Source organism: Niveibacterium terrae (assembly GCF_048213115.1).
Lineage (GTDB): Bacteria > Pseudomonadota > Gammaproteobacteria > Burkholderiales > Rhodocyclaceae > Niveibacterium > Niveibacterium terrae.
The window spans coordinates 2,877,870-2,897,105 of sequence record NZ_CP172404.1; the positions used below are offsets into that span (position 1 = coordinate 2,877,870).

Sequence of the window (19,236 nt, forward strand, 5' to 3'; positions counted from 1 at the left end):
ATGCCGCTCAAACAAACACTGGTCGCGCTCATCCTCGCCGGCCTGGCAACTGGCTGCGCTGTCGGCCCCGACTACGTCCGGCCTGATCTGCCCCTGCCCGACCGCTACCAGGGTCAGGCTGCCCTCGATCAGCGACAGGCAAAATCCAGCGCCGAACTCTCCTCCTGGTGGGCAGGTTTTGGCGATCCGCAGCTGACGCGATTCGTGACGCTGGCACTGGAGCAAAACCTCGATCTTGCGCAGGCCTCGGCGCGCGTAGCACAAGCACGAGCCGGGCTGGGCACGGCCAATGCTGCCTTGCTGCCTTCCGGCAATGTGAGCGGCCAAGCGGCCAGAGCCCACCAGTCCATCGAAACTCCGCTGGGACAAGTCCTGAATTCGAACCCGAGTTTCGACCGCTACGGCAATGCTTACGAGGCCAACGTCGGCGCGAGTTGGGAAATGGATGTGTTCGGCGGGCTGCGTCGCGAACGGGAAGCCGCGCGTGCCGAGTACCAGTCCTCGGAAGCGGGCGCGATTGCCACGCGCTTGGCTGTGGCCGCACAGACCGCTGACATCTACATCAGTATCCGTGGATTGCAGGCTCGCCTGGATGTTGCTCGCCGGCAGGTACAGACGCAGCAGGAACTGCTCGCGATCATCGAGCTGCTGCAGGGCAAGGGTCTGGCGCCTGAGCTTCAGGTCAGGCAAGCCGAAGGTGCTCTTTCCCAGGTACGGGCCTCCGTCCCGGCCCTAGAGGCCGGTCTGGATGTGGCGATGAACGCACTGGACGTGATGTTGGGCTCGCCGCCCGGCACGCATCGGGCGGAGTTGAACGAAGCCGTCGCTATCCCGACCGCCCCGCAGATCGCTGCCACCGGGTCGCCGGCAGATCTGCTCCGGCGCCGGCCCGACCTGATCGTCGCCGAGCGTCGGCTGGCCGCATCGAACGCGCGTATTGGAGTCGCCATCGCCGAGTACTACCCCAAGCTCTCGCTGAGCGGTCTGATCGGCAGCGCGACAGCGGTATCCAGCGGCAATCTCTTCACCAGCGGTGCCAGTCAGGCTTCTGGCGTGCTCGGTCTGCGCTGGCGTCTGTTCGACTTCGGGCGCATCAACGCGCAGATCGAGGTGGCGAAGGGCCAGGAAGCCGAGAGGCTTTCCGCATACCGGCTTGCCGTCTTGAGGGCAGCTGAGGACGTGGAAAACGCCTTGTCCGCCTTGGTCAAACGCGAGGAGCAAGCAGCTGTGCTGACTCAGGGCGTGGACTCGCTCGGCCGCGCACGTGGCGCTTCGTTTGCGGCCTATCAAAAAGGGGTCGTCAGCCTGATCGAAGTCTTGCAGGCCGACGAAAGCCTGTTGCGCGCCTCCGATGCGCGAGTGCAGGCGCAAACGGAATCAGCACGTGCTGCGGTCGCAGCCTTCAGGGCTCTTGGTGGCGGTTGGCAAGCCCGCGAATCGGAAATGGTGGCAATCAAGTAGCGATTGAGCACCCAATAGTGCCTGGGGAGGAACACGGAACTTCGCCATCTGCGCTGCTTGATGGCAGTTGCCGAGGAACTTCGCTCGGGCCGCGGAGCGCCTACACATCGAACAGTCACCACTATCGCGTGCGATCAAGGAACTTGAAGAAAACTTGGGGGCACACTTTTTGTACGGACTACACGCGGTACTCGGCTTGCCCGCGCAGGCAAGCTGCTCCTGGAGCATGTGCCGCGCGTGTTCAAATGGCCGAACTGCGTTCATTTTGATGCCCCCTGGCCAACCCCAGTCAAACAAACAGGCACCAGCGCACGCCGAATCGGTCGGTGAGATCCGCCATGCATTCGCTGTAAAAGCATTTGCCCAGCGGATGATAAATCGTCGCGCCCTCTTCAAGCACCTGATAGGCGGCTTTGACGATAGCCGTCTCGTCTGGATCGAACTGGATGCAGAACTGCATCGTATTTCCTGAATCGCTCATTCCCAGGGCTTCAGAGGATTCGCTGAGGGCCAGGATCTGGCCGAACACCGCCATTTCCGCATGGACGATCAAGCCGTCAGCGCCCGCCATCCGGTTCAGCAGCTCGGCATTGAAAGCGCGCCGATATAGATCCACGGCCGCATCCGCGTCCCGGACATAGACCTGGTAGAACATCCTCTTCATTCCCACCTCCTCACTGTCGCAGATCGAGTCCGGAAACTCAGCGCTTGCATCGGATCATTTTTCGACCAATTCTGAAAGGCATCTGCCTCCCCGAGGAGCTCTGATGCACCCTCTCGCGCTGAGCAAGGCCTTCACGCTGATCGAACCCGGGCCGGTCGTGCTCGTGACGACCCACGACGGGGTCAAGAACAACATCATGACGATCTCGTGGACGATGGTGATCGACTTCACGCCGGTCTTCGCGCTCACGACCGGCGAGTGGAATCACTCCTTCGCGGCGCTGCAAGCGACCAGGGAATGCGTCATCGCGATCCCGACTGTCGATATGCTCGATCAGGTGGTCGGAATCGGGACCTGTTCCGGCGCCGACACCGACAAGTTTGCCAGGTTCGGACTCACGCCGGCTCCGGGGCAATTCGTCAAGGCGCCGCTGATCGAGGAGTGCCTCGCCAACATCGAGTGCAGGCTCGTCGACATCGTCAAAGCGCACAACATCGTCGTGCTCGAAGGCCTTGCCGCCTATATGGATCCCGAGCGCCGTGAAAAGCGCACCGTCCATGCGGTCGGCGACGGGACCTTCGTCGTCGATGGGCGACGGCTCGACCGGCGCGAGATGATGGCATCCAAGCTCCCGGACGGCTGCTAGCTTCAAGGGGTGACAAAGTGCCTCAGCCTCTCTCCCGAACTTCCCGCCGCACAGCCTGAGGCGGGAGACCGAAGCCGCGCATAAAAGCCTCCCGCATGTGGCGGCGGTCACGAAATCCGGTTTCGCGGGCAACGACATCAAGCTGGTGACGGCTCTGCTCGATCATCAGTCGTGCAGCTTCCAGGCGGAGCCCCTCGATGGCCTTGGCTGGCGATTGGCCGGTTTCAGCGGTGAATACGCGGCTGAACTGGCGGGGACTCAGATTCACAGCCTCCGCCAGGTCCTCCACGGTGAGTGGCAGGTGGAGATTTTTTCGCGCGAAATCGAGCGCTCTCTGGATGCGATCCGACTTCGGCGCCAGATCCAACAGTTCGGAATGCTGAGACTGCCCGCCCGAGCGACGCTGGTGCATGACCAGCCTGTGCGCCACCGAGCGGGCGACTTCCGCTCCAAGATCCTTTTCGACCATCGCCAGCGCCAGATCGAGCCCTGCAGTCATTCCCGCCGAGGTCCACACCGCGCCGTCAACGATGTAGATGCGATCCTCCTCGACATGAATGTCCGGATACAGTTTCTGCATATCGTGCGCGTATGCCCAATGCGTCGTCGCGCGCCGCCCCGATAGCAGACCCGCCTCAGCCAGCACGAAGGCGCCCGTACAGATCGCTGCTATGCGGCGGGCTCGCGGGCTGATCTGACGTGCAAAAGCCAGCTCCGCAGCCGGCGTCGGACGCGCCAGCGGATGGACTACGCCAGCGAATATCCAGGTGTCCGCCTCGCTGTTGGCATCAAGTCCATGCGTTCCAACCGTGAGACCGAGCGAAGCGCGAGTCTCGCCCCCCACGGCCGAGTAGTTCTCCACTGCGTAGAAGGACTCGCCGGCCACCAGGTTGGCGAACTCGAAGACGGACTGGCTTGCGAGCGCCAGCGCCTGAAAGCCCTCCGTCAAAACATAACCGATTCGGTGCATGCCCCAGGCCCTTCTGCGAATGTCTTAAAACAGCACCATATACGTCATTTGCGCCATTATCAAGACGCCCTACCATGCAGTCAGCAATATCGAAAACCCACAGACAGGGGCTCTTGCCGGCACCGACCTCGTCTTTGCCCAACAGCGAAGCGGTCACACGCTGCAGTACCCGGATCTTTCGATACTTCACATCCAACAAGGACTCGCCATGAAAATCACCGACAACACCGTCCTCATCACCGGCGGCACCTCCGGCATCGGCCGCGGACTCGCAGAGGCATTCCACCTGCGCGGCAACAAAGTCATCATCGCTGGCCGCCGCAAGGCACTGCTCGATGAAGTCGTCGCCGCCAATCCGGGTATGGAAGCGATCGAACTCGATGTCGCAGACCCCGCCAGCATCGAGGCCGCAGCAAAAATACTGATTGCCCGCTATCCGTCGCTCAATGTGCTGATCAACAACGCCGGCATCATGCCCTTCGACGATGCCAGCGGCCCTATCGACGATAGAGTCTCGCGCCACATTATCGACACCAACCTGCTTGGCCCGATCCGCCTCACCTCAGCGCTGATCGAGCATCTGAAGCGTCAGCCGCGCGCCACGATCATTCACAACACATCGATCCTGGCTTATCTGCCGCTAGCGACGTCCGCCGTCTATTCAGCCTCCAAGGCCGCCCTGCACGCCTACGCGCTGTCTCAGCGTTTCATGTTGAGCGACACCGCAGTGACGGTGCAGGAAATCGCTCCGCCGTGGGTGGATACCGACCTCATCGGGAAGAGCGGGGATCCGCGCGCCATGCCCCTCGATGCCTTCATTGCCGAGACCATGACGCTGCTGGCGAGCGAGGACGAGGAGCTGGTCGTCGAAGCCGTGCGGGCGGTCCGCGCCAATCCAGGCCCGAACGAGCACGCTTTGTTCAACGCATTCAACGCCGACCTGATCGCCAACCCACCCGGCCAGAAGTAAAACCGGCACCCGGCCGATGAGCGTCTGCGCGGCCATTGCATGCAAACCGAAACGAACTCTTTCCGTGTTCAAAACGATGGAGTCATGCCCAATGAAAGACCCTCTGTTGATCAATAGCCCGTCAGCATTACCCTCGATCGAAGTCGGTGGGCAAGAGAAGCTCTCGCGTCGAAATATCATCAAAGCGGGCGTTGCCGCCGCGGCGCTCTCTCTAGCCTTGCCACAAGCGATGGCAGCCCAGGGCGCAGGCGCTGCGACCGCCCCGACTCGCTTCGTGGAAGTCGGCGGACGCAAGCTCGCCTACCGCTCGGTGGGCAAAGGCAAGCCGATTGTGTTGTGCCACCGCTTCCGCGGTGTGCTCGGCCTCTGGGATCCGGCCTTCATCGATGCTTTGGCGGCAGAGGGCTTCCAGGTCGTGAGCTTTGACTACTCGGGCTTCGGCCAATCAACGGGCGAGAAAAGCTATGACCCGGCATCCCTGGCCAAGGACGCCAAGGATCTGATCGATGCCCTGGCTCTGAAGGATGTCGTAATCGGCGGCTGGTCCATAGGCGGGATCGCAGCACAGATATTCCTGGCCATGTATGGAGCCAATGTCAGCCATGTCGTATTGCTCGCCACGACACCGCCCGGGCTACTCGTCAAACCGGGTGAGCAGCTCTTCTACGATAGAGCCGCGGAGCCGGGCAACAGTCTGGAAGGCTTCACGACGATTTTCTTTGAACCCAAGGACGCGGGTAGTTGCGCCGCGTCCAAGCGTTCATTTGATCGAATTTTTTCACAAGAGAATACGCGTAGCCCGGACATTCCAGCCGACTGGGCGATGGCGCAGATCGGCAATACACCGCGAAATCCAGTGTTTCCATCTGACGACGTGCTCACGGTGTTGAAGACGACCACGGTTCCCGTCCTGCATCTTGGCGCGGATCACGACATCATCTTTCCTGTCGAGAACTGGTATGCGCTCAATGGACAGCTGCCAAGCTTGCAGTTGATCACTTATCCGCGCGCCGGCCACGGCCCGCACCATCAATATCCGGAAATTGCCGCCAAGCAGATCGCCGGGTTCATCCAGGGAACACGGAAGGCCTGACCCTGGGAGCCGTGCGCGTCGGCACCGCCTCAACCCGCGGCTCCGATCGCCGTGAGGAACGAAACCCGGAACGCCAGCGCACCGCTGTCGTTCCGGCCCCCCCCCTCCCGAATACGCCTCTTTTGCATACAAGGAGTCAGGCACTCTTGCGCAGGGACGTCCGCTCCATTGGCGCATTTCTGGACAACACAAGCGGCTCGTTCAAAGCACCGTTTAGAAAGCAGATCACTGCTCGATGATCAGGTTTCTGTCCTCGTACTTTCTGACAATCGCCTTGTACTCGACGCACTGCTTGAAGCTGTCGAGTGCCGCGCGCAGGCGCACAACATCGGCAGCAGACGTCTTTTTGGAGGTCACGACCCAGAGCGGAAGAGTGCTGATCGGGGTGCGGCGCAAATCGGCAATGCGCGAGCTGAACTCGGCCCGGTGAAGCGACTCCACGGCCATGATCGCGGGAGGCACTTCCATGCCCTGCTGTAATACGACATCGAGCCGGCCGCTGAGGAGCTTCATGAAGTTCCGTTCGATATCGACGACGGCTTCAGTGGAAACGCCCATTCCTTTGAGCATGGATTCCGAAGCACTCCCCAGCATCACCCCCACCCGCGGCCGTCTCGCCCGAATGTCCTCATAGCTTGTAAAAGCGGGCCGACCTTTCAGCGTGTAGCCATAAATCTTGTCCGTATAGACCATGGACAGCCACTGCCATTGCTCCTCGCGCACAGGCGTGCGCGCCAGCAGCACGAGGATGGATCCGGGCTTGTCTTTCGCCAGAGCCTGCGCTCTCGCCCAGGGAACCGATGGCGCGACCGTCGCGCTCAGCCTCGCTTGTCTGAACGCGCCAGCCGTGATCTCCATCATCAGCCCGGACGATTGATCCAGCGTCGGCCCAATCCTGTTCATGTAGTCGCGAATCGGAGCGGCGAACACGGTGAGCTCGTCGGCCAGACAGGGCCGAGCGAACAAGGCCACCAGCAGGCCAAAAGTCCAGGAACGGACTTGCGATGAAACCAGGCACACATGGCCCCCTGCGCGCGACACAAACATCATGATCTTAGTGTGCGGAATGCGCGGAGGGGCGGAAAATTCGACAAAAATGACATCCATGCTCCCGGGGGGGCTCGCGCCCCCCAAGATCCCCTTGCCCCCCGCTCAGTTCTGCTCGCTCAGTGGCTGCTCGGCTTCCGCGCTCAGCCGGCTGACGATGGCCTCGACGACGGGATTGTTCCGCGTCGCATTCCAGGCCATCGCGGTGGTCACGACATGGAGCTCGCCTTGCAGCGGGCGCAGGACCACGTTCTCCGGCGCCATCCTCTGCAGCGCGAGGGGAACGAGGGCGATGCCCTGTCCGCAGCCAACGAAGGCGACCTGAGACGCGACGGAGCGCACTTCGTGCAGGATGCGCGGCGAAAAACCGCTCGCCCGGCAATAGGCCATCAGCGTGTCGAATGAGAACGGGTTGAGCGGGCGCGAGAACATCACAAAGTCCTCGTCGGCCAGGCTCTCCAGAGGAACGAGGGGCAGCTCGGCCAGCGCGTGCCCGCGCGGCAGCGCGACCGCCAGGCGCTCCTGCTTCAACGGGATCACCCGTATCGCGTCGCTGATCTGTCCCTCTATCCGGACAAAGGCCAGGTCGAGCTCCCCCGTCTCCAGAGCCGACACGGCTTCGCCGCTATCGATCTCCTGCACCGAGACCGTGAGCCTGGGGTAGTCGATCTTCAGCTGCTCGATCAGCGCCGGCAGGATGTCCAGCACCGCCGACGTGATCGCGCCCAGGGTCAGGACGCCGCTCTGCCCTTCTTTGGCTTCGCGGACGGCGAGCTCCAGGCGCTCGAGCTGTTCCGCGAATCGGCGCACCGCGGGCAGGATCGCCTGACCGACCGGAGTCAGCTGGGCGCCTCGGCGCGAGCGCTCGAAGAGCCTGACTTTCAGTGCGCTCTCGAGCACCTGGATCTGTCCGGTCAGGGGCGGTTGGGTCATACCCAGCCTCTTCGCGGCGCGGCCGAAATTCCCTTCCTCGGCGACGGCCAGAAAGAGCCAGAGGTGGCGGATCAGGCGGAAGTTGATCGTCATTTCATCTATTTCCCGTATGGATACCTTAGTTTTTTTAGATTTTACGTATCGAATACTAAGTCGAAGAATGAGGACAGACCAAACAACCTAACGCGCCCTGTGGGGCTCGCGCTTGCTGAGGGGAACACCGTTGGAGCTTTATCCGATCTTCACGCTGATGGCCGCAATGACCATCCTGAGCCCGGGACCCGGAGTCCTGAAGTCGTTGACCAATGCGCTCAACTATGGACTGAGGCCCGCCCTGATCGGAATCGCCGGGCTGACCTGCGGTGTGTTCTGCGTCGCAGTGCTTTCCGCGTCCAGCCTCGGCGTCATGGTGGCGGCATCGGCCACGGCCTTCACCGTGATCCGCCTGGGGGGCGCGGCCTACCTGATCTATCTGGGAGTCAGGCTGTGGCGGGCGCCACCGGTCGAATTCGCGGCGACGCGGGCCTCGCAGATCAGCGGTCGCTCGCTCTTTCTCGAAGGCTGGATGCTGCAATTCTCGAATCCGAGCGCGGTGTTCTTCTTCCTGTCGGTACTGCCGCAGTTCATCAAACGCTCGCGTGCCTTCCTGCCCCAGTTCCTGCTGCTGGTGCTGACCTTCTGCTCGCTGCTGATCCTGATCCACGGCGGCTACGTGCTGTTCGCACAGAGAACGAAACGCTGGATTGGCTCGAAGCGCGGCGGCCGCTGGCTCAATCGTGCCGGCGGAGCCTGCTTCGTGCTGTTTGGCGCCTTGCTGCTGCATGCGGGCCACCCCGGCTGAGGCGCGCACATCACCTTCAAGGCCCCGACCCGACAAGCCGCGCTTGAAGGGCCGGGGCCGGGATCAAATCGCACAACCGTCCAGCCCACAGCTTTGCCCCAGCTCGCCGGGATCCGCCGCGGACGCGGGAGCGCGCTCGGCCAGATAGTGCGTCCAGGCGGCGACGTCGCCATAGAAACGGCTGGCCTCGATGCGCTCCAGCGTGCCGTCGGCGCGCTCCAGCGCGAAGCTCGGAAAGCCCTGGGCGCCCAGGCGCGCCAGCCAGGACCGGCTATCGCTGAAGTGCGCGGCGGTCGCCGCCCCGCTCAGGCGCTCGAAAGCGGCCGCGAAGGCGTCCCCCGCCAGGCCAAGCTCGCCGGCCAACGCGAAGATCACCGCCTTGTCCGCGATGCGCCGCCCCTCGACGTAGTGAGCTCTCTGCAGACGATGAAGCATGTCCAGCCCGCGCCCGGCGATCGCCTCGCTGGCGAGGATCGCGGTCGTCGGCGGAGCCGAGTCCAGCACTGCGGTCGTGTCACACAGCAGGCCGTCGGAATAGGCGCTCCCGAAAGTCTGGCCGGTCAGCTGGGCGATCCGGGCGTCGTGCGATCGCACATGGTTACGCCATTGCTCGGTGATGCGCAGGCGCTGAGCGCCGGCCAGCATGCCGCCGCCGTGGAGAGCGAGCTTGAGACCAGGCAGTGTGCGCGCCGCGGCGATCAGCGGAGCGGCGCCGTAGCACCAGCCGCACAGGGGATCGAAGATGTAGTGAAGAGTGTTCATGGTTTTCCTTTGCGGCTTGCCGCCACGGCCAACGAGGCCGGAAAGGCGGTGCATCAGCCGATCACTGCGGCCACTTCATCTCGCCTTTGATAACCTTGGCCGAGAGTTCCAGCGAAGCCTCCTCGCCCGCCTGCGCATAGCGCGCCTTCATCGCGGCGACGAGCTCGGCCGAGTTCTGGGCCTTTTCCGCTTCGGCCTCGAAAGCCTTCAGGTAGGCGCTGGTGTACTTGACCGCTCCCAAGCCCTTGGGCAGCTCGCCGAGAGTGTGGCCGGGCACGACCGCGGCGGGCTTGAGCGCGGCGATGCTGTTGAGCGTGGTCTGCCAATCGCTGCGGTTCTTCGCACTCTGCGTGTCGGCCACCCAGACGTGGATGCCGCTCGCGACGACGACGCCTCCGGCCACGGTCTTCAGCGACGGAATCCACAGGTAGCTGCGTTCGGGACTCGCCCCGTCGAGACCCTTGATTTCAAGGCTTCGGCCTTCGAGCTTGAGCGTGTCGCCGGCCAGCACCTCGGGCAGCACCAGCTTGTGCGGCGCGTTGTCCTTGAGGATGGGGCCCCAGTAGGCGAGCTTGCCGTCCATCGTCGCCTTGATATGCGCGACGGTCGGAGCGGTCGCGACGATCCTAGCGTCCGGGAAAGCGGCCTGGATCACGTCCAGCCCGAAGTAGTAGTCCGGATCGCCGTGGCTGATATAGACGGTCGTCAGTTTCTTGCCGCCGGCCTTGAGCTTGCGCACCAGCTCTTCGGCGTCGTTGCGCTGGAACTGGGCGTCGATCAGCACCACCTCATGCGCACCGGAGACGATCGTCGAGGACACCGGGAAGATCGCATTCTCGCCGGGATTGTAGATTTGAAGTTCGAGCGGCTGGGCTGCCTGGGCCAGCGGGAGGGCTGTGATCAGGCCCAGCGCGGAAAGCGTGGAAATCAGTTGGCGACGGTTCATCGTGTTCTCTGTGTTGTATGGCCGGTGAAGGTCCGGCGTTGAGAGCAGATTAGCGATTTGCACTTGCTCGATAAACCGCAGAAAATGAAATGGATTATTTCCTTTTCCGGACAAATGATGGATAGAATCACCGCCGCCCAGGTCTTCGTCACGATCGCCGAGCGCGGTAGCCTGACCGCGACGGCCGAGCAGCTGGATATGTCGCGGGCGATGGTCACACGCTACCTCGGCGAGATGGAGGCCTGGGTCGGAGCTCGGCTGTTCCACCGCAGCACACGCCGGATCAGCCTGAGCTCAGCGGGCGAAGCGGCGCTGGAGCGCTGCCGCGAGATGCTGGCGCTGGCCGGGAACATCGCCCAGGACGGCAGCGAAGACATGGATGATCCGCGTGGCATCCTGCGCATCGCCTGCGCGCAGTCGCTCGCCGAGGCCTCGCTGGCCGCAGCCACGGCCGCCTATCTGAAGCGCTACCCGCGCGCGTCGGTCTTCCTCCAGGTCGCGGACAAGGTGACGAACCTGGTCGAAGAGCGGATCGATCTAGCGATCCGCATCACCAATCAGCTCGATCCGGGCATGATCGCCCGCAGGCTGGGCGAGTGCGCCTCGGTGATCTGCGCCGCGCCGACCTACCTCGCGGCACACGGCACACCGCAGCGCGCCGAGGATCTCGCCCGGCACAACTGCCTGACCTACGCCTACTACGGCAAGAGCCTCTGGAACTTCGACCGTCCGGGCACGACGCTCAGCGTTCCGGTCAGCGGAAACCTCGGCTCCAACGATTCCGTCGTGCTGATGCATGCGGCGATAGCGGGCGCGGGGATTGCGATGCAGCCGGTGTTCTCGGTCGCCCCGCGGATCGCGCGCGGCGAACTGGCGGTCGTGCTACCCGATGAATCGCCGTCCCCGCTGGGCATCCACGCCTTGTACGCATCGCGCGAATACCAGACGGCGACGATGCGCAGCATGCTGGACTTCCTGCTCGGCTGGTTCGCCGAGGATGAAAACCTGCCCCACCTCCCCTGCCCCGCTTGAACCCGCCGACGAAGATGACGGCGGGCAAAGCGGCCGGCCCGGTTTGCTCAGCGGGTCGGCTCCAGGCTTAAGCGTCGGCAAGCAAGGCTTTTCGGTGATTCGCAATGCTCAGCGCGAGAGCCATCGCGCCGAACAGGAACAAGTAGCAGTACTGCGGCAGGAACAAAAGGCCTCTGACGAGCTCCAGTGTGGTTTCGGTCGGTCGAATGGCGAGCACAAAAACCATAAAGGCGCCCCAGAAGAAAATGCTCGCGGACAGTGCGGCCTGCCTGACGGAGGGACTCCCCAAGGACAAAGCCCAGGAAAAGCCGACAAACACAAACGCGATGACGATGTTTTCGGTCAGCAAAAAGCCCCGCAGCCCTCCCTCAAAAGACAGGAGGCTGAACTGAAAGACCGCATGCAACAACGCGCACAGAAGGTTTATCAAGACCAGCAAGGCCAGCGACAGATTCACTTTTTCATGACACAAAACCCAATAGATGACTTGAAATTCGAAACATCGAAACTCACCCCGCGAGTGACATCTGCGCGTCATCGGTAAAACCATAGTGCTGGGTGAATAGATACTTGAACCCTTTCAGGTTCTTGATCTTTTCGATGCTCTTCCGGTGCAAGGCCTCATTGAGGTTCAAGAAGCTGTTGAACGGACGGAGCTGTCCATCGACGAGGCTCACCCCGTCGCCGACAAAGAGGTACTTCTTGTTGATCAGGTAGGCCGTCAGCCCCTTCGTGTGGCCATCGATCAGGATCGTCTCGATACTGATATTACCGATCTTCAGCGTTTCGCCATCCCCGACGGTCTTGTAGCTCCGGTCCAGCCGGTTCTTCAAGAAGGAGATCCGCCCTCCGTTCTCGCCCTCGGCAAACTCGATGTCGTCATCCGGCCAGTACTCCAGACCGGCGAACAGATTCAGCTCGCCGCTCTGCTCGAAATCCTTATAGGTCTCGGCGGCATCGCTCATTTCACACTCGCTCATCGTGATTCTGAAGTTGTTCAACATCGGAACTTCCGCTTCCGGGAGATAGACCTCAGAATCCGCAAACGCGGCGATACCATTAACGTGATCGATATCCGAGTGCGTAACAAGAACCGCTTTCACATTGCGAGCATCGACATGCAAGCTCGCCAGCTCGCTTTTGATGTTCGCCGCGCTTATCCCGGCATCAATCGCCACATAGTCTTCACCATCCTTGATCAGAAAGACATTCGCAAACAGATCCTGAACGACATAGAGATCGTCAAACAGTTTTTGCGTCGGAACGGGAGTCATTCCCTTGGTTTCATTCCAGATGATCCCGCCGATGACCGAAGCCCTGATTTTCATGAAAGTACCCTTTCCGTGAATCGAACAAGAGAGTCGGACGACTCTTTTTTGGCGATTTCGAATTTGCAATGAGTCTATCCGTGCGACTCATCCGGAACAAGTACGGTACTTTTATGGCATATGTGCACAAAAAGTGACATAGTATCTTTATTGATACCATGTTCGTAAATCCGGTATATTGCATCCCGGCGCACCTCTTCGAGGATCAGCACAAGGACAGCTCAGAAAATGCGAACCACTCCCGACAAAAAATTCCAATACAGCCCGGAAGCGCAGTGCCTTTCCATGCGCACACTGCAATCCGTTCTGAACGGGAAATGGAAGATATTGATTCTCTGGTACCTCCACGCATTCGAAGTCAGGCGTTTCGGCGAGCTGCGCCGGCACCTGGGCGACATCACGCAGTCGACGCTGACCAAACAGCTGCGCGAACTCGAAAGCGACGGCTTCATCGAGCGGCGGGTCTATCAGGAAATCCCGCCCAAGGTTGAGTACCGCCTGTCCGGGATCGGCATGAGTTTCGCGCCAGTCATGGAACAGATGCGCAGCTGGAGCCAGACTTTCCTCTGTCCTGATGCCGAAAAGTCGGGTGAGCTCTAGCCGTCCGACGTTCGGTGCGGCAAGGTATTTGCCAAGCCCCCCACGGAAGCCATCGCCCCCCTGGGAGCGCGCGGGCCATGCCGCTATAATCCCGCCCCTCTACTGCTGACCGGGGAACACCATGAGATTCGACCTGAAGGTTCCCTTCGCCGAGAAGGATGGCGCCAAGAAGCTGGGCGCGCGCTGGGACGCGGCCCGCAAGATCTGGTACGTGATGGACAAGGAGGACATGGCCCCGTTCTCGAAGTGGTCGCCGACGCCTCACGATGCGTCCAGCCCCGCCCCCGCCCTCCCGGCCAAGGCCGCGCCCCGCAAGGCGAGCGCCGTCATTACCCAGCAGAGCGGCAAGGTCTATGTGGGCAGCCACTACGTCGAGCAGGCCCGCGTCTGCGACTGCCTGCCCTGGGATGTCTGCGACAAGTGCCGGGCGATGGCCTTCCCGGCTTAACCGCCAAGCTGCCGCGCTTTGCGCGGCAAGAATCCTCTTCGCTGCGCTACCGTCACGACTGAAGTGCGGCGTGGAGCCTGGCGAGCCCGTCGACCAGCAAGGACCGCGGACAAGCGATATTGATGCGGATGAAACCTTCGCCGCAGCTCCCGTACATCGAACCGGGATTGATCCAGAGCCTCTGATCGTCGAGCAGCATTTCGGCGATGCGCTGCGAAGGCAGTTTCAGCGCGGAGCAATCCACCCAGACCAGGTAAGTCGCTTCCAGCGGCAGAACCGGAAACTGCGGCAGATGCCTGGCGAAGAAATTTCTCAGATATCCGTAGTTTCCCTGCAGGTATCGCTTCAACTCCTCCAGCCATTCTTCGCCATCGGTATAGGCGGCGATCAGCGCATCGATCGCGAAAGGGCTGATCTCGCAGACTTCATTGACGTTGAGAGCCTTGTCGATTTTTTGCCGCAGTCCCTCGTCGGCGGCCAGGATATTGGCTACCTGCAGACCCGCCAGATTGAATGCCTTGCTCGGGGAACTGCAGCTCACCGAGTGCAGCAGGAACTCTTCGCGGATCGCCGCGAAGGGAATGTGCCGATGCCCCGGATGCACCAGGTCGCAGTGAATCTCGTCGGAGACGACGATCACGCCGTGCTTGAGGCAGATCTCGCCGACCCGGGTCAGTTCCTCCCGGGTCCAGGCCCGGCCCACCGGATTGTGCGGATTGCAGAGCAGCAGCAGTTTCGTCTTCGGGTCGGCGGCTTTTCTCTCGAGGTCGGCGAAATCGATCGTGTAGGTCCGGTCCCGATAGACGAGTTCGTTCACGACGGCGGTGCAGCGCAGATTGCGAATCGACGAAAAAAAACAGTTATAAACCGGCGTCTGGATGATCACGCCATCCCCGGGCTCGGTCAGGGCCTGGATGATCGCCGAGAGCGCCGGCACGACCCCGGTCGTGGGGAGCAGCCATTCCCCGCTGAACGCAAAACCGTGGCGTCGCGCAAACCAGAGCGTGATCGCGTCGAAATAGGCGGCCGGAACCTTCGCATAGCCGAAGACGCCATGGCGGGCCCGCTTTTCCAGAGCCGAGATCACAGCCGGGGCGGTGCGAAAGTCCATATCCGCCACCCACATCGGCAGGACGCGCGGGTCCGGAGCGCTGTCCCATTTGGTGCAATCGCTGCCTCGGCGCTCAACGATCGGGTCGAAATCGTGGAACATGTCGGCTTCAGGCAGGCAGTGCTTCGCCGACGCGGATCTCGCAAGCGCCCGGCGCCGCGCAGTTCTCGTCGAGGATCAGCTCGCCGATGCTTTTCGCGCGGATGAAACCGCCGCTCGGGTTCTTGACGCTGAGGATATCGCTGTTGATCTCGGCCTTCAGCGTGCTGTATTCAAAGCACAGGTCGGTATCCACCATCACGCAGTTTTCGATGAGCAGATTCTGCGCATAGCACAAGGGCTGAGTCCCACGGATCGTGCAATTGACCAAGCGCAGATTCGTCGAATGCCACCCGAGGTATTCCCCGTCGAGGACGGAATCGTAGACGGTCACGTTTTCCGAGTTCCAGAAGGCATCTTTCGAGTCGAGACGCGCATTGCGGATGACCACGTTCTTGGTGCCCTGGAATGAGTAATTGCCTTGCAGCTTGAAACCGTCGATCCGGATGTCCGTGGCGTTCATGAACAGATAATCACCGTTGTCGATCTCCACATTGCGAAACTCGACATCGCGGCAATTCCAGCAGCACTCGGCCGCATCGAGCAAACGGGTTTTCTCCAGATAAAGGTGGCGGACTTCCCGGAACATCTTCGGTGCTTCCACGACGCAGTTCGCCATGCGGATATTCTGCGTGTACCAGATGGCCGCCCGACTGCTCGCGGTGAAAAGGCCGTGCTCGATCACGACATTCTCGTCGTGCCAGAACGGGTACTTGCCCATGAACTCGCAGCCGATCGCTTCCACATCGTGACAGTGCTTGAGCGCGGACTCGCCGGGGAGGAACTGCACACCCTCCAGGCGGACATTGTTCGTCGCAAACAGGGGGCGTTCCCCCGCAAAAGATCGCTTGCTGATGATTTCCATCTGAATTTTTCCATACCGAGGCACGACTTCGCGGGTAAAGCCGGGGGCAGACAGCGAGGCGGCATCCGCGAAGCGCGAACGCTCACGGCCCTGCCGCCATCAGGGGAGCCCATTTTCCTCAGCCTGCCGCCCAGGGAGTAGCCGCTATACTGTGCATACTGATATGAGTTTGATTCATCAATGCCCCGGACAGACTTCAACAATCTCCAGACTTTCATCGTCGTCGCCCGCGAGCGCAGCTTCACCCGCGCGGCGGCCCAGCTCGGCGTCTCGCAGTCGGCGCTCAGCCACTGCATCCGGGGTCTCGAGGAAAAACTGGGCATCCGGCTGCTGACGCGCACGACGCGCGGAGTCTCGCCGACCGAAGCCGGTGAGCGCCTGCTCGCCAGCATCAGCCCCTATTACGAGGGGATAGAGACCGAACTGACGGCGCTGAGCGAACTCAGAGGAAAGCCGGCGGGGACGATACGGATCAGCTCGCACGACCATGCGGCCAGCACGATCCTGTGGCCCAAATTGGCAAAGCTGCTGCCGGAATACCCCGAGCTCAAGCTCGAGATCAACATCAACTACGGCTTCATCGACATCGTCGCCGAGCGCTATGACGCCGGCGTGCGCCAGGGCGACCAGATCGCCCGGGACATGATCGCGGTGCGCATCGCGCCCGATATGCGCATGGCCGTCGTCGGCTCCCCCGCTTACTTCTCGAACCACTCAAAACCGCGGACGCCTCACGAGCTGACCGAGCACAACTGCGCAAACCTGAGGCTGCCAACCTATGGCGGCCTCTATGCGTGGGAATTCGCGAAGGACGGCAAGGAGCTGCAGGTGCAGGTTCAAGGCCAGATGATCTTCAACACGACGCCGCAGATGCTGACCGCCGCCGAAGAAGGATTCGCTCTGGCCTATGTTCCCGAGGATCTGGTCGAACGACAGATCGCCGAAGGACGCCTGATCCGGGTGCTCGAAGACTGGAGCCCGGCCTTCCCGGGCTACCACCTCTACTACCCGAGCCGCCGTCAGCAGTCTCCGGCATTCGCGCTGGTCGTCGAGGCGCTGCGCTATCCGGCGCCGCAGCCGCGCAGCACCACAGCCTAATCCGGGCGCGCCGCGCAAAGCTGGCGATCGCTCGAACCGGACGGAGCGGACCGCCGGAGCCACCAGGTCTGCAGCATCGCCGTCACCAGGCAGCCGATACCGGCCGCTGCAACGATCCAACCCATCGTCCTGGGCGTGCCGTCCGCAAACCAGCCGAGCATCGCCGCGCTCAACACGCCGCTGCCGTAGTGCATCGCGCCGACCAGCGAGGATGCCGCGCCGGCCTGCTTAGGGAAAGACGCCAGAGCGCTCGCCACCGAATTGGCAACGATGAAGCCGCTGACCGACATGAAGACGAAGATCGGCAGAGCCAAACCGAGTATTCCGCCCCACCCCGACCAAGCGTCCCAGGCTAGCGCGACTCCGGACAAGGCGGCGACCCAGGTACCGAAGCGGAAGATCCGCTCGCTGCCCAGCTTCATGACCACCCGGGTATTCAGAAAATTGACAGCCATCAGCCCGACGATATTGCCGCCGACGAGCAAGCCGTAGTGCTGTGGAGGCACGTGGTAATAGTCGATATAGGCGAAAGGCGTTCCGGCGATGAAGGCGTAGCAGCCCCCGTAGTAGAAACCTCCTGACACGGCATAGCCGAGCAAGCGGGGATCGCGAGCCAGCGCCAGATAGCTGAGCAGCGTGTTCCCAAGCGGCTCGGTGGCGCGATGCTGCGGCGCCAGGGTTTCGGGCAGGGACCACAGCATCAGCAGCGCGAGCAGGCCCGCCGCGGCCAGAATCCAGAAAATCCCCCGCCAGGACCAGACCACGAGGACCTGACCTCCGAGCAAAGGCCCCAGCAACGGAGCGACCGCCATCATCATCAGCAGAACCGACAGCATCTGCGCCGAGCGCTCACGCGCGTAGAGATCGCGCACCATCGCCCTTGCCAGCACCGGCCCGGCGCAGGCTCCGACGGCCTGCACCACGCGCCAGCCCATCATAGTCACGATCGAATCGGACAGCGCGCAGCCGAGCGAGCCCAAGAAGAACAGGACCAGACCGACCGCGATCGGCATGCGCCGCCCATAGCGGTCCCCGAGGGGGCCCCAGAACAGCTGCCCCAGGCTGAAACCAGCCAGAAAGCAGGAGATGGTCAGCTCGACGCGGGCGATGTCGGTATGCAGATCGGCCACGAGCGTCGGCAGAGCGGGCAGATACATGTCCGTCGCGATCGACGAGAAGGACATCAGCGCGCTGAGGACGAGCAGGATGCGCAGATCGTGGTTCGGAGCTTCACCGGACATGGTCGCCCCTCCCCTCTTCCGCGCAGGAACCGACGATTGCGTCATACGCCTCCCACTCATCAGCGTCCCACCCGCTTCTGCAGATGCGCAGGATAGCGATCGCCCTGCACCTCGACGCGCGAGAGCGCAAGCTCGATTTCAAGAAGGTCTTCAGACGTCAGTTCGAGCGCCGCCCCACCGAGGTTCTCTTCGAGGCGATGCAGCTTGGTCGTACCGGGGATCGGGACGATCCACGGCTTCTTCGCCAGCAGCCAGGCCAACGCGATCTGCGCCGGGGTCGCTTTTTTGCGCAGTGCGATCTGGCCGATCAGCTCGACCAGGGCTTGGTTCGCATGGCGCGCCTCGGGCGTGAAGCGGGGGACGACGTTGCGAAAATCCGTGCTGTCAAAGCTCGTGTTCTCGTTGATCGCTCCGGTCAGGAAGCCCTTGCCCAGCGGGCTGAAGGGGACAAAGCCGATGCCCAGTTCCTCGAGCAGCGGCAGGATCTGCGCCTCGGGCTCGCGCCACCACAGCGAGTACTCGCTCTGCAGCGCGGTGACCGGCTGGACGGCATGGGCGCGGCGTATCGTCTCGGCTCCGGCTTCGGACAGGCCGAAGTGCCTGACCTTGCCCTGCTCGATCAGATCCTTGACCGCACCGGCGACCTCCTCGATCGGCACGTCCGGATCGACGCGGTGCTGATAGAAGAGGTCGATCACGTCGGTCCTGAGGCGCTTCAGCGATGCGTCGGCGACCTCCCTGATGTGCTCGGGCCGGCTGTTCAGGATCTGCTGCTTGCCGTCGTCGCCGAAGACGAAGCCGAACTTGGTCGCGATGACCACCTGATCCCGGAAGGGCTCGAGCGCCTCGCCGAGCAGAGTCTCGTTCGAGAAAGGTCCGTAGACCTCCGCGGTATCGAAAAAAGTGACACCGCGCTCGAAGGCAGCGCGGATCAGCGCGATCGCCTGCACCTTGTCCGTGGCCGGGCCGTAGCCGTGGCTCAGCCCCATGCAGCCCAGGCCCAGAGCGGACACTTCCAGATCGCTGTTGCCGAGTTTTCGCTTTTGCATTGTTTTCTCCGTGATGAGGCGAGAGGAGCCGC

Annotated in this window: 21 protein-coding genes and 1 pseudogene; 10 read left to right on the forward strand and 12 right to left on the reverse strand. The window is 62.2% G+C overall.

Annotated features, from left to right (window positions below):
* Together ACHFB9_RS13330 and ACHFB9_RS13335 are read left to right on the forward strand one after the other, a co-directional pair.
* Complete coding sequence (locus ACHFB9_RS13330) at positions 1-1,461, forward strand: efflux transporter outer membrane subunit (RefSeq protein ID WP_417067754.1); 1,461 nt, start codon at positions 1-3, stop codon at positions 1,459-1,461.
* Between the two features lie 60 nt (positions 1,462-1,521).
* Positions 1,522-1,704, forward strand: a pseudogene (locus tag ACHFB9_RS13335) (LysR family transcriptional regulator); the annotation flags it as partial.
* A gap of 46 nt (positions 1,705-1,750) precedes the next feature.
* Here the strand turns inward: ACHFB9_RS13335 and ACHFB9_RS13340 are convergent.
* On the reverse strand, positions 1,751-2,125 hold the full coding sequence (locus ACHFB9_RS13340) for a VOC family protein (RefSeq protein ID WP_417067756.1): 375 nt from the start codon (positions 2,123-2,125) through the stop codon (positions 1,751-1,753).
* 103 nt (positions 2,126-2,228) lie between these two features.
* On the opposite strand from ACHFB9_RS13340, the gene ACHFB9_RS13345 reads away from it, so the two are divergent.
* Complete coding sequence (locus ACHFB9_RS13345) at positions 2,229-2,771, forward strand: flavin reductase family protein (protein ID WP_417067757.1); 543 nt, start codon at positions 2,229-2,231, stop codon at positions 2,769-2,771.
* A 22-nt stretch (positions 2,772-2,793) separates the two neighbouring features.
* Here ACHFB9_RS13345 and ACHFB9_RS13350 read toward each other — a convergent pair whose 3' ends face one another.
* A complete protein-coding gene (locus tag ACHFB9_RS13350) occupies positions 2,794-3,741 on the reverse strand; it encodes a GlxA family transcriptional regulator (protein ID WP_417067759.1) in 948 nt (315 codons plus the stop codon).
* A gap of 208 nt (positions 3,742-3,949) precedes the next feature.
* Between ACHFB9_RS13350 and ACHFB9_RS13355 the strand changes: the two genes are divergently transcribed.
* A complete protein-coding gene (locus ACHFB9_RS13355; RefSeq protein ID WP_417067760.1) occupies positions 3,950-4,711 on the forward strand; it encodes an SDR family oxidoreductase in 762 nt (253 codons plus the stop codon).
* Between the two features lie 91 nt (positions 4,712-4,802).
* The gene (locus tag ACHFB9_RS13360) at positions 4,803-5,804 is read left to right on the forward strand and encodes an alpha/beta fold hydrolase (protein ID WP_417067762.1); all 1,002 of its coding nucleotides are present in this window, start codon (positions 4,803-4,805) and stop codon (positions 5,802-5,804) included.
* A gap of 225 nt (positions 5,805-6,029) precedes the next feature.
* Here the strand turns inward: ACHFB9_RS13360 and ACHFB9_RS13365 are convergent, their stop codons facing one another.
* Together ACHFB9_RS13365 and ACHFB9_RS13370 are read right to left on the reverse strand one after the other, a co-directional pair.
* Positions 6,030-6,911 (reverse strand): substrate-binding periplasmic protein, encoded by an 882-nt coding sequence (locus ACHFB9_RS13365; RefSeq protein ID WP_417067763.1) that lies wholly within the window; start codon positions 6,909-6,911, stop codon positions 6,030-6,032.
* 45 nt (positions 6,912-6,956) lie between these two features.
* Positions 6,957-7,877, reverse strand: a complete 921-nt coding sequence (locus ACHFB9_RS13370) for a LysR family transcriptional regulator (RefSeq protein ID WP_417067764.1) — start codon at positions 7,875-7,877, stop codon at positions 6,957-6,959.
* Between the two features lie 130 nt (positions 7,878-8,007).
* Here ACHFB9_RS13370 and ACHFB9_RS13375 point away from each other — a divergent pair, with 130 nt between their 5' ends.
* On the forward strand, positions 8,008-8,625 hold the full coding sequence (locus tag ACHFB9_RS13375; RefSeq protein ID WP_417067766.1) for a LysE family translocator: 618 nt from the start codon (positions 8,008-8,010) through the stop codon (positions 8,623-8,625).
* A gap of 63 nt (positions 8,626-8,688) precedes the next feature.
* On the opposite strand, the gene ACHFB9_RS13380 is transcribed toward ACHFB9_RS13375, so the two are convergent.
* Entirely contained in the window at positions 8,689-9,387 is a 699-nt protein-coding gene (locus ACHFB9_RS13380) for a DsbA family protein (protein WP_417067767.1), read from the reverse strand.
* A 61-nt stretch (positions 9,388-9,448) separates the two neighbouring features.
* Positions 9,449-10,333, reverse strand: a complete 885-nt coding sequence (locus tag ACHFB9_RS13385; RefSeq protein ID WP_417067769.1) for an MBL fold metallo-hydrolase — start codon at positions 10,331-10,333, stop codon at positions 9,449-9,451.
* Positions 10,334-10,450: 117 nt separating this feature from the next.
* Between ACHFB9_RS13385 and ACHFB9_RS13390 the strand changes: the two genes are divergently transcribed.
* Positions 10,451-11,365: a LysR family transcriptional regulator gene (locus ACHFB9_RS13390; RefSeq protein WP_417067770.1), complete on the forward strand. Its 915-nt coding sequence runs from the start codon at positions 10,451-10,453 to the stop codon at positions 11,363-11,365.
* A 67-nt stretch (positions 11,366-11,432) separates the two neighbouring features.
* Here ACHFB9_RS13390 and ACHFB9_RS13395 read toward each other — a convergent pair whose 3' ends face one another.
* Complete coding sequence (locus tag ACHFB9_RS13395; RefSeq protein WP_417067771.1) at positions 11,433-11,822, reverse strand: hypothetical protein; 390 nt, start codon at positions 11,820-11,822, stop codon at positions 11,433-11,435.
* Between the two features lie 52 nt (positions 11,823-11,874).
* Positions 11,875-12,762, reverse strand: a complete 888-nt coding sequence (locus tag ACHFB9_RS13400; protein WP_417067772.1) for an MBL fold metallo-hydrolase — start codon at positions 12,760-12,762, stop codon at positions 11,875-11,877.
* 216 nt (positions 12,763-12,978) lie between these two features.
* Here ACHFB9_RS13400 and ACHFB9_RS13405 point away from each other — a divergent pair, with 216 nt between their 5' ends.
* A complete protein-coding gene (locus tag ACHFB9_RS13405) occupies positions 12,979-13,293 on the forward strand; it encodes a winged helix-turn-helix transcriptional regulator (protein ID WP_417067774.1) in 315 nt (104 codons plus the stop codon).
* 121 nt (positions 13,294-13,414) lie between these two features.
* Complete coding sequence (locus ACHFB9_RS13410) at positions 13,415-13,741, forward strand: DUF5710 domain-containing protein (protein ID WP_417067775.1); 327 nt, start codon at positions 13,415-13,417, stop codon at positions 13,739-13,741.
* Positions 13,742-13,793: 52 nt separating this feature from the next.
* Here the strand turns inward: ACHFB9_RS13410 and ACHFB9_RS13415 are convergent, their stop codons facing one another.
* Together ACHFB9_RS13415 and ACHFB9_RS13420 are read right to left on the reverse strand one after the other, a co-directional pair.
* Positions 13,794-14,954, reverse strand: coding sequence for a MalY/PatB family protein (locus ACHFB9_RS13415; protein ID WP_417067777.1), 1,161 nt, complete (start codon positions 14,952-14,954; stop codon positions 13,794-13,796).
* 7 nt (positions 14,955-14,961) lie between these two features.
* A complete protein-coding gene (locus ACHFB9_RS13420) occupies positions 14,962-15,816 on the reverse strand; it encodes a DUF3737 family protein (RefSeq protein ID WP_417067778.1) in 855 nt (284 codons plus the stop codon).
* 180 nt (positions 15,817-15,996) lie between these two features.
* Here ACHFB9_RS13420 and ACHFB9_RS13425 point away from each other — a divergent pair, with 180 nt between their 5' ends.
* On the forward strand, positions 15,997-16,914 hold the full coding sequence (locus tag ACHFB9_RS13425) for a LysR family transcriptional regulator (RefSeq protein ID WP_417067779.1): 918 nt from the start codon (positions 15,997-15,999) through the stop codon (positions 16,912-16,914).
* Here ACHFB9_RS13425 and ACHFB9_RS13430 read toward each other — a convergent pair.
* The gene (locus ACHFB9_RS13430) at positions 16,911-18,155 is read right to left on the reverse strand and encodes a Bcr/CflA family multidrug efflux MFS transporter (protein ID WP_417067781.1); all 1,245 of its coding nucleotides are present in this window, start codon (positions 18,153-18,155) and stop codon (positions 16,911-16,913) included. The two genes, ACHFB9_RS13425 and ACHFB9_RS13430, sit on opposite strands and share 4 nt — an antisense overlap.
* 59 nt (positions 18,156-18,214) lie before the next feature.
* On the reverse strand, positions 18,215-19,204 hold the full coding sequence (locus ACHFB9_RS13435; protein WP_417067782.1) for an aldo/keto reductase: 990 nt from the start codon (positions 19,202-19,204) through the stop codon (positions 18,215-18,217).
* Between the last annotated feature and the right edge of the window lie 32 nt (positions 19,205-19,236).

What these genes read in the sequence shown, in the direction of transcription:
- ACHFB9_RS13350 (WP_417067759.1), bottom strand. Translation starts at nt 3,741, where the DNA reads ATGCACCGAATCGGTTATGTTTTGACGGAGGGCTTTCAGGCGCTGGCG.
- ACHFB9_RS13425 (WP_417067779.1), top strand. Translation starts at nt 15,997, where the DNA reads ATGCCCCGGACAGACTTCAACAATCTCCAGACTTTCATCGTCGTCGCC.
- ACHFB9_RS13345 (WP_417067757.1), top strand. Translation starts at nt 2,229, where the DNA reads ATGCACCCTCTCGCGCTGAGCAAGGCCTTCACGCTGATCGAACCCGGG.
- ACHFB9_RS13420 (WP_417067778.1), bottom strand. Translation starts at nt 15,816, where the DNA reads ATGGAAATCATCAGCAAGCGATCTTTTGCGGGGGAACGCCCCCTGTTT.
- ACHFB9_RS13340 (WP_417067756.1), bottom strand. Translation starts at nt 2,125, where the DNA reads ATGAAGAGGATGTTCTACCAGGTCTATGTCCGGGACGCGGATGCGGCC.
- ACHFB9_RS13360 (WP_417067762.1), top strand. Translation starts at nt 4,803, where the DNA reads ATGAAAGACCCTCTGTTGATCAATAGCCCGTCAGCATTACCCTCGATC.
- ACHFB9_RS13380 (WP_417067767.1), bottom strand. Translation starts at nt 9,387, where the DNA reads ATGAACACTCTTCACTACATCTTCGATCCCCTGTGCGGCTGGTGCTAC.
- ACHFB9_RS13410 (WP_417067775.1), top strand. Translation starts at nt 13,415, where the DNA reads ATGAGATTCGACCTGAAGGTTCCCTTCGCCGAGAAGGATGGCGCCAAG.
- ACHFB9_RS13385 (WP_417067769.1), bottom strand. Translation starts at nt 10,333, where the DNA reads ATGAACCGTCGCCAACTGATTTCCACGCTTTCCGCGCTGGGCCTGATC.
- ACHFB9_RS13435 (WP_417067782.1), bottom strand. Translation starts at nt 19,204, where the DNA reads ATGCAAAAGCGAAAACTCGGCAACAGCGATCTGGAAGTGTCCGCTCTG.
- ACHFB9_RS13355 (WP_417067760.1), top strand. Translation starts at nt 3,950, where the DNA reads ATGAAAATCACCGACAACACCGTCCTCATCACCGGCGGCACCTCCGGC.
- ACHFB9_RS13370 (WP_417067764.1), bottom strand. Translation starts at nt 7,877, where the DNA reads ATGACGATCAACTTCCGCCTGATCCGCCACCTCTGGCTCTTTCTGGCC.
- ACHFB9_RS13415 (WP_417067777.1), bottom strand. Translation starts at nt 14,954, where the DNA reads ATGTTCCACGATTTCGACCCGATCGTTGAGCGCCGAGGCAGCGATTGC.
- ACHFB9_RS13365 (WP_417067763.1), bottom strand. Translation starts at nt 6,911, where the DNA reads ATGGATGTCATTTTTGTCGAATTTTCCGCCCCTCCGCGCATTCCGCAC.
- ACHFB9_RS13390 (WP_417067770.1), top strand. Translation starts at nt 10,451, where the DNA reads ATGGATAGAATCACCGCCGCCCAGGTCTTCGTCACGATCGCCGAGCGC.
- ACHFB9_RS13405 (WP_417067774.1), top strand. Translation starts at nt 12,979, where the DNA reads ATGCGCACACTGCAATCCGTTCTGAACGGGAAATGGAAGATATTGATT.
- ACHFB9_RS13330 (WP_417067754.1), top strand. Translation starts at nt 1, where the DNA reads ATGCCGCTCAAACAAACACTGGTCGCGCTCATCCTCGCCGGCCTGGCA.
- ACHFB9_RS13430 (WP_417067781.1), bottom strand. Translation starts at nt 18,155, where the DNA reads ATGTCCGGTGAAGCTCCGAACCACGATCTGCGCATCCTGCTCGTCCTC.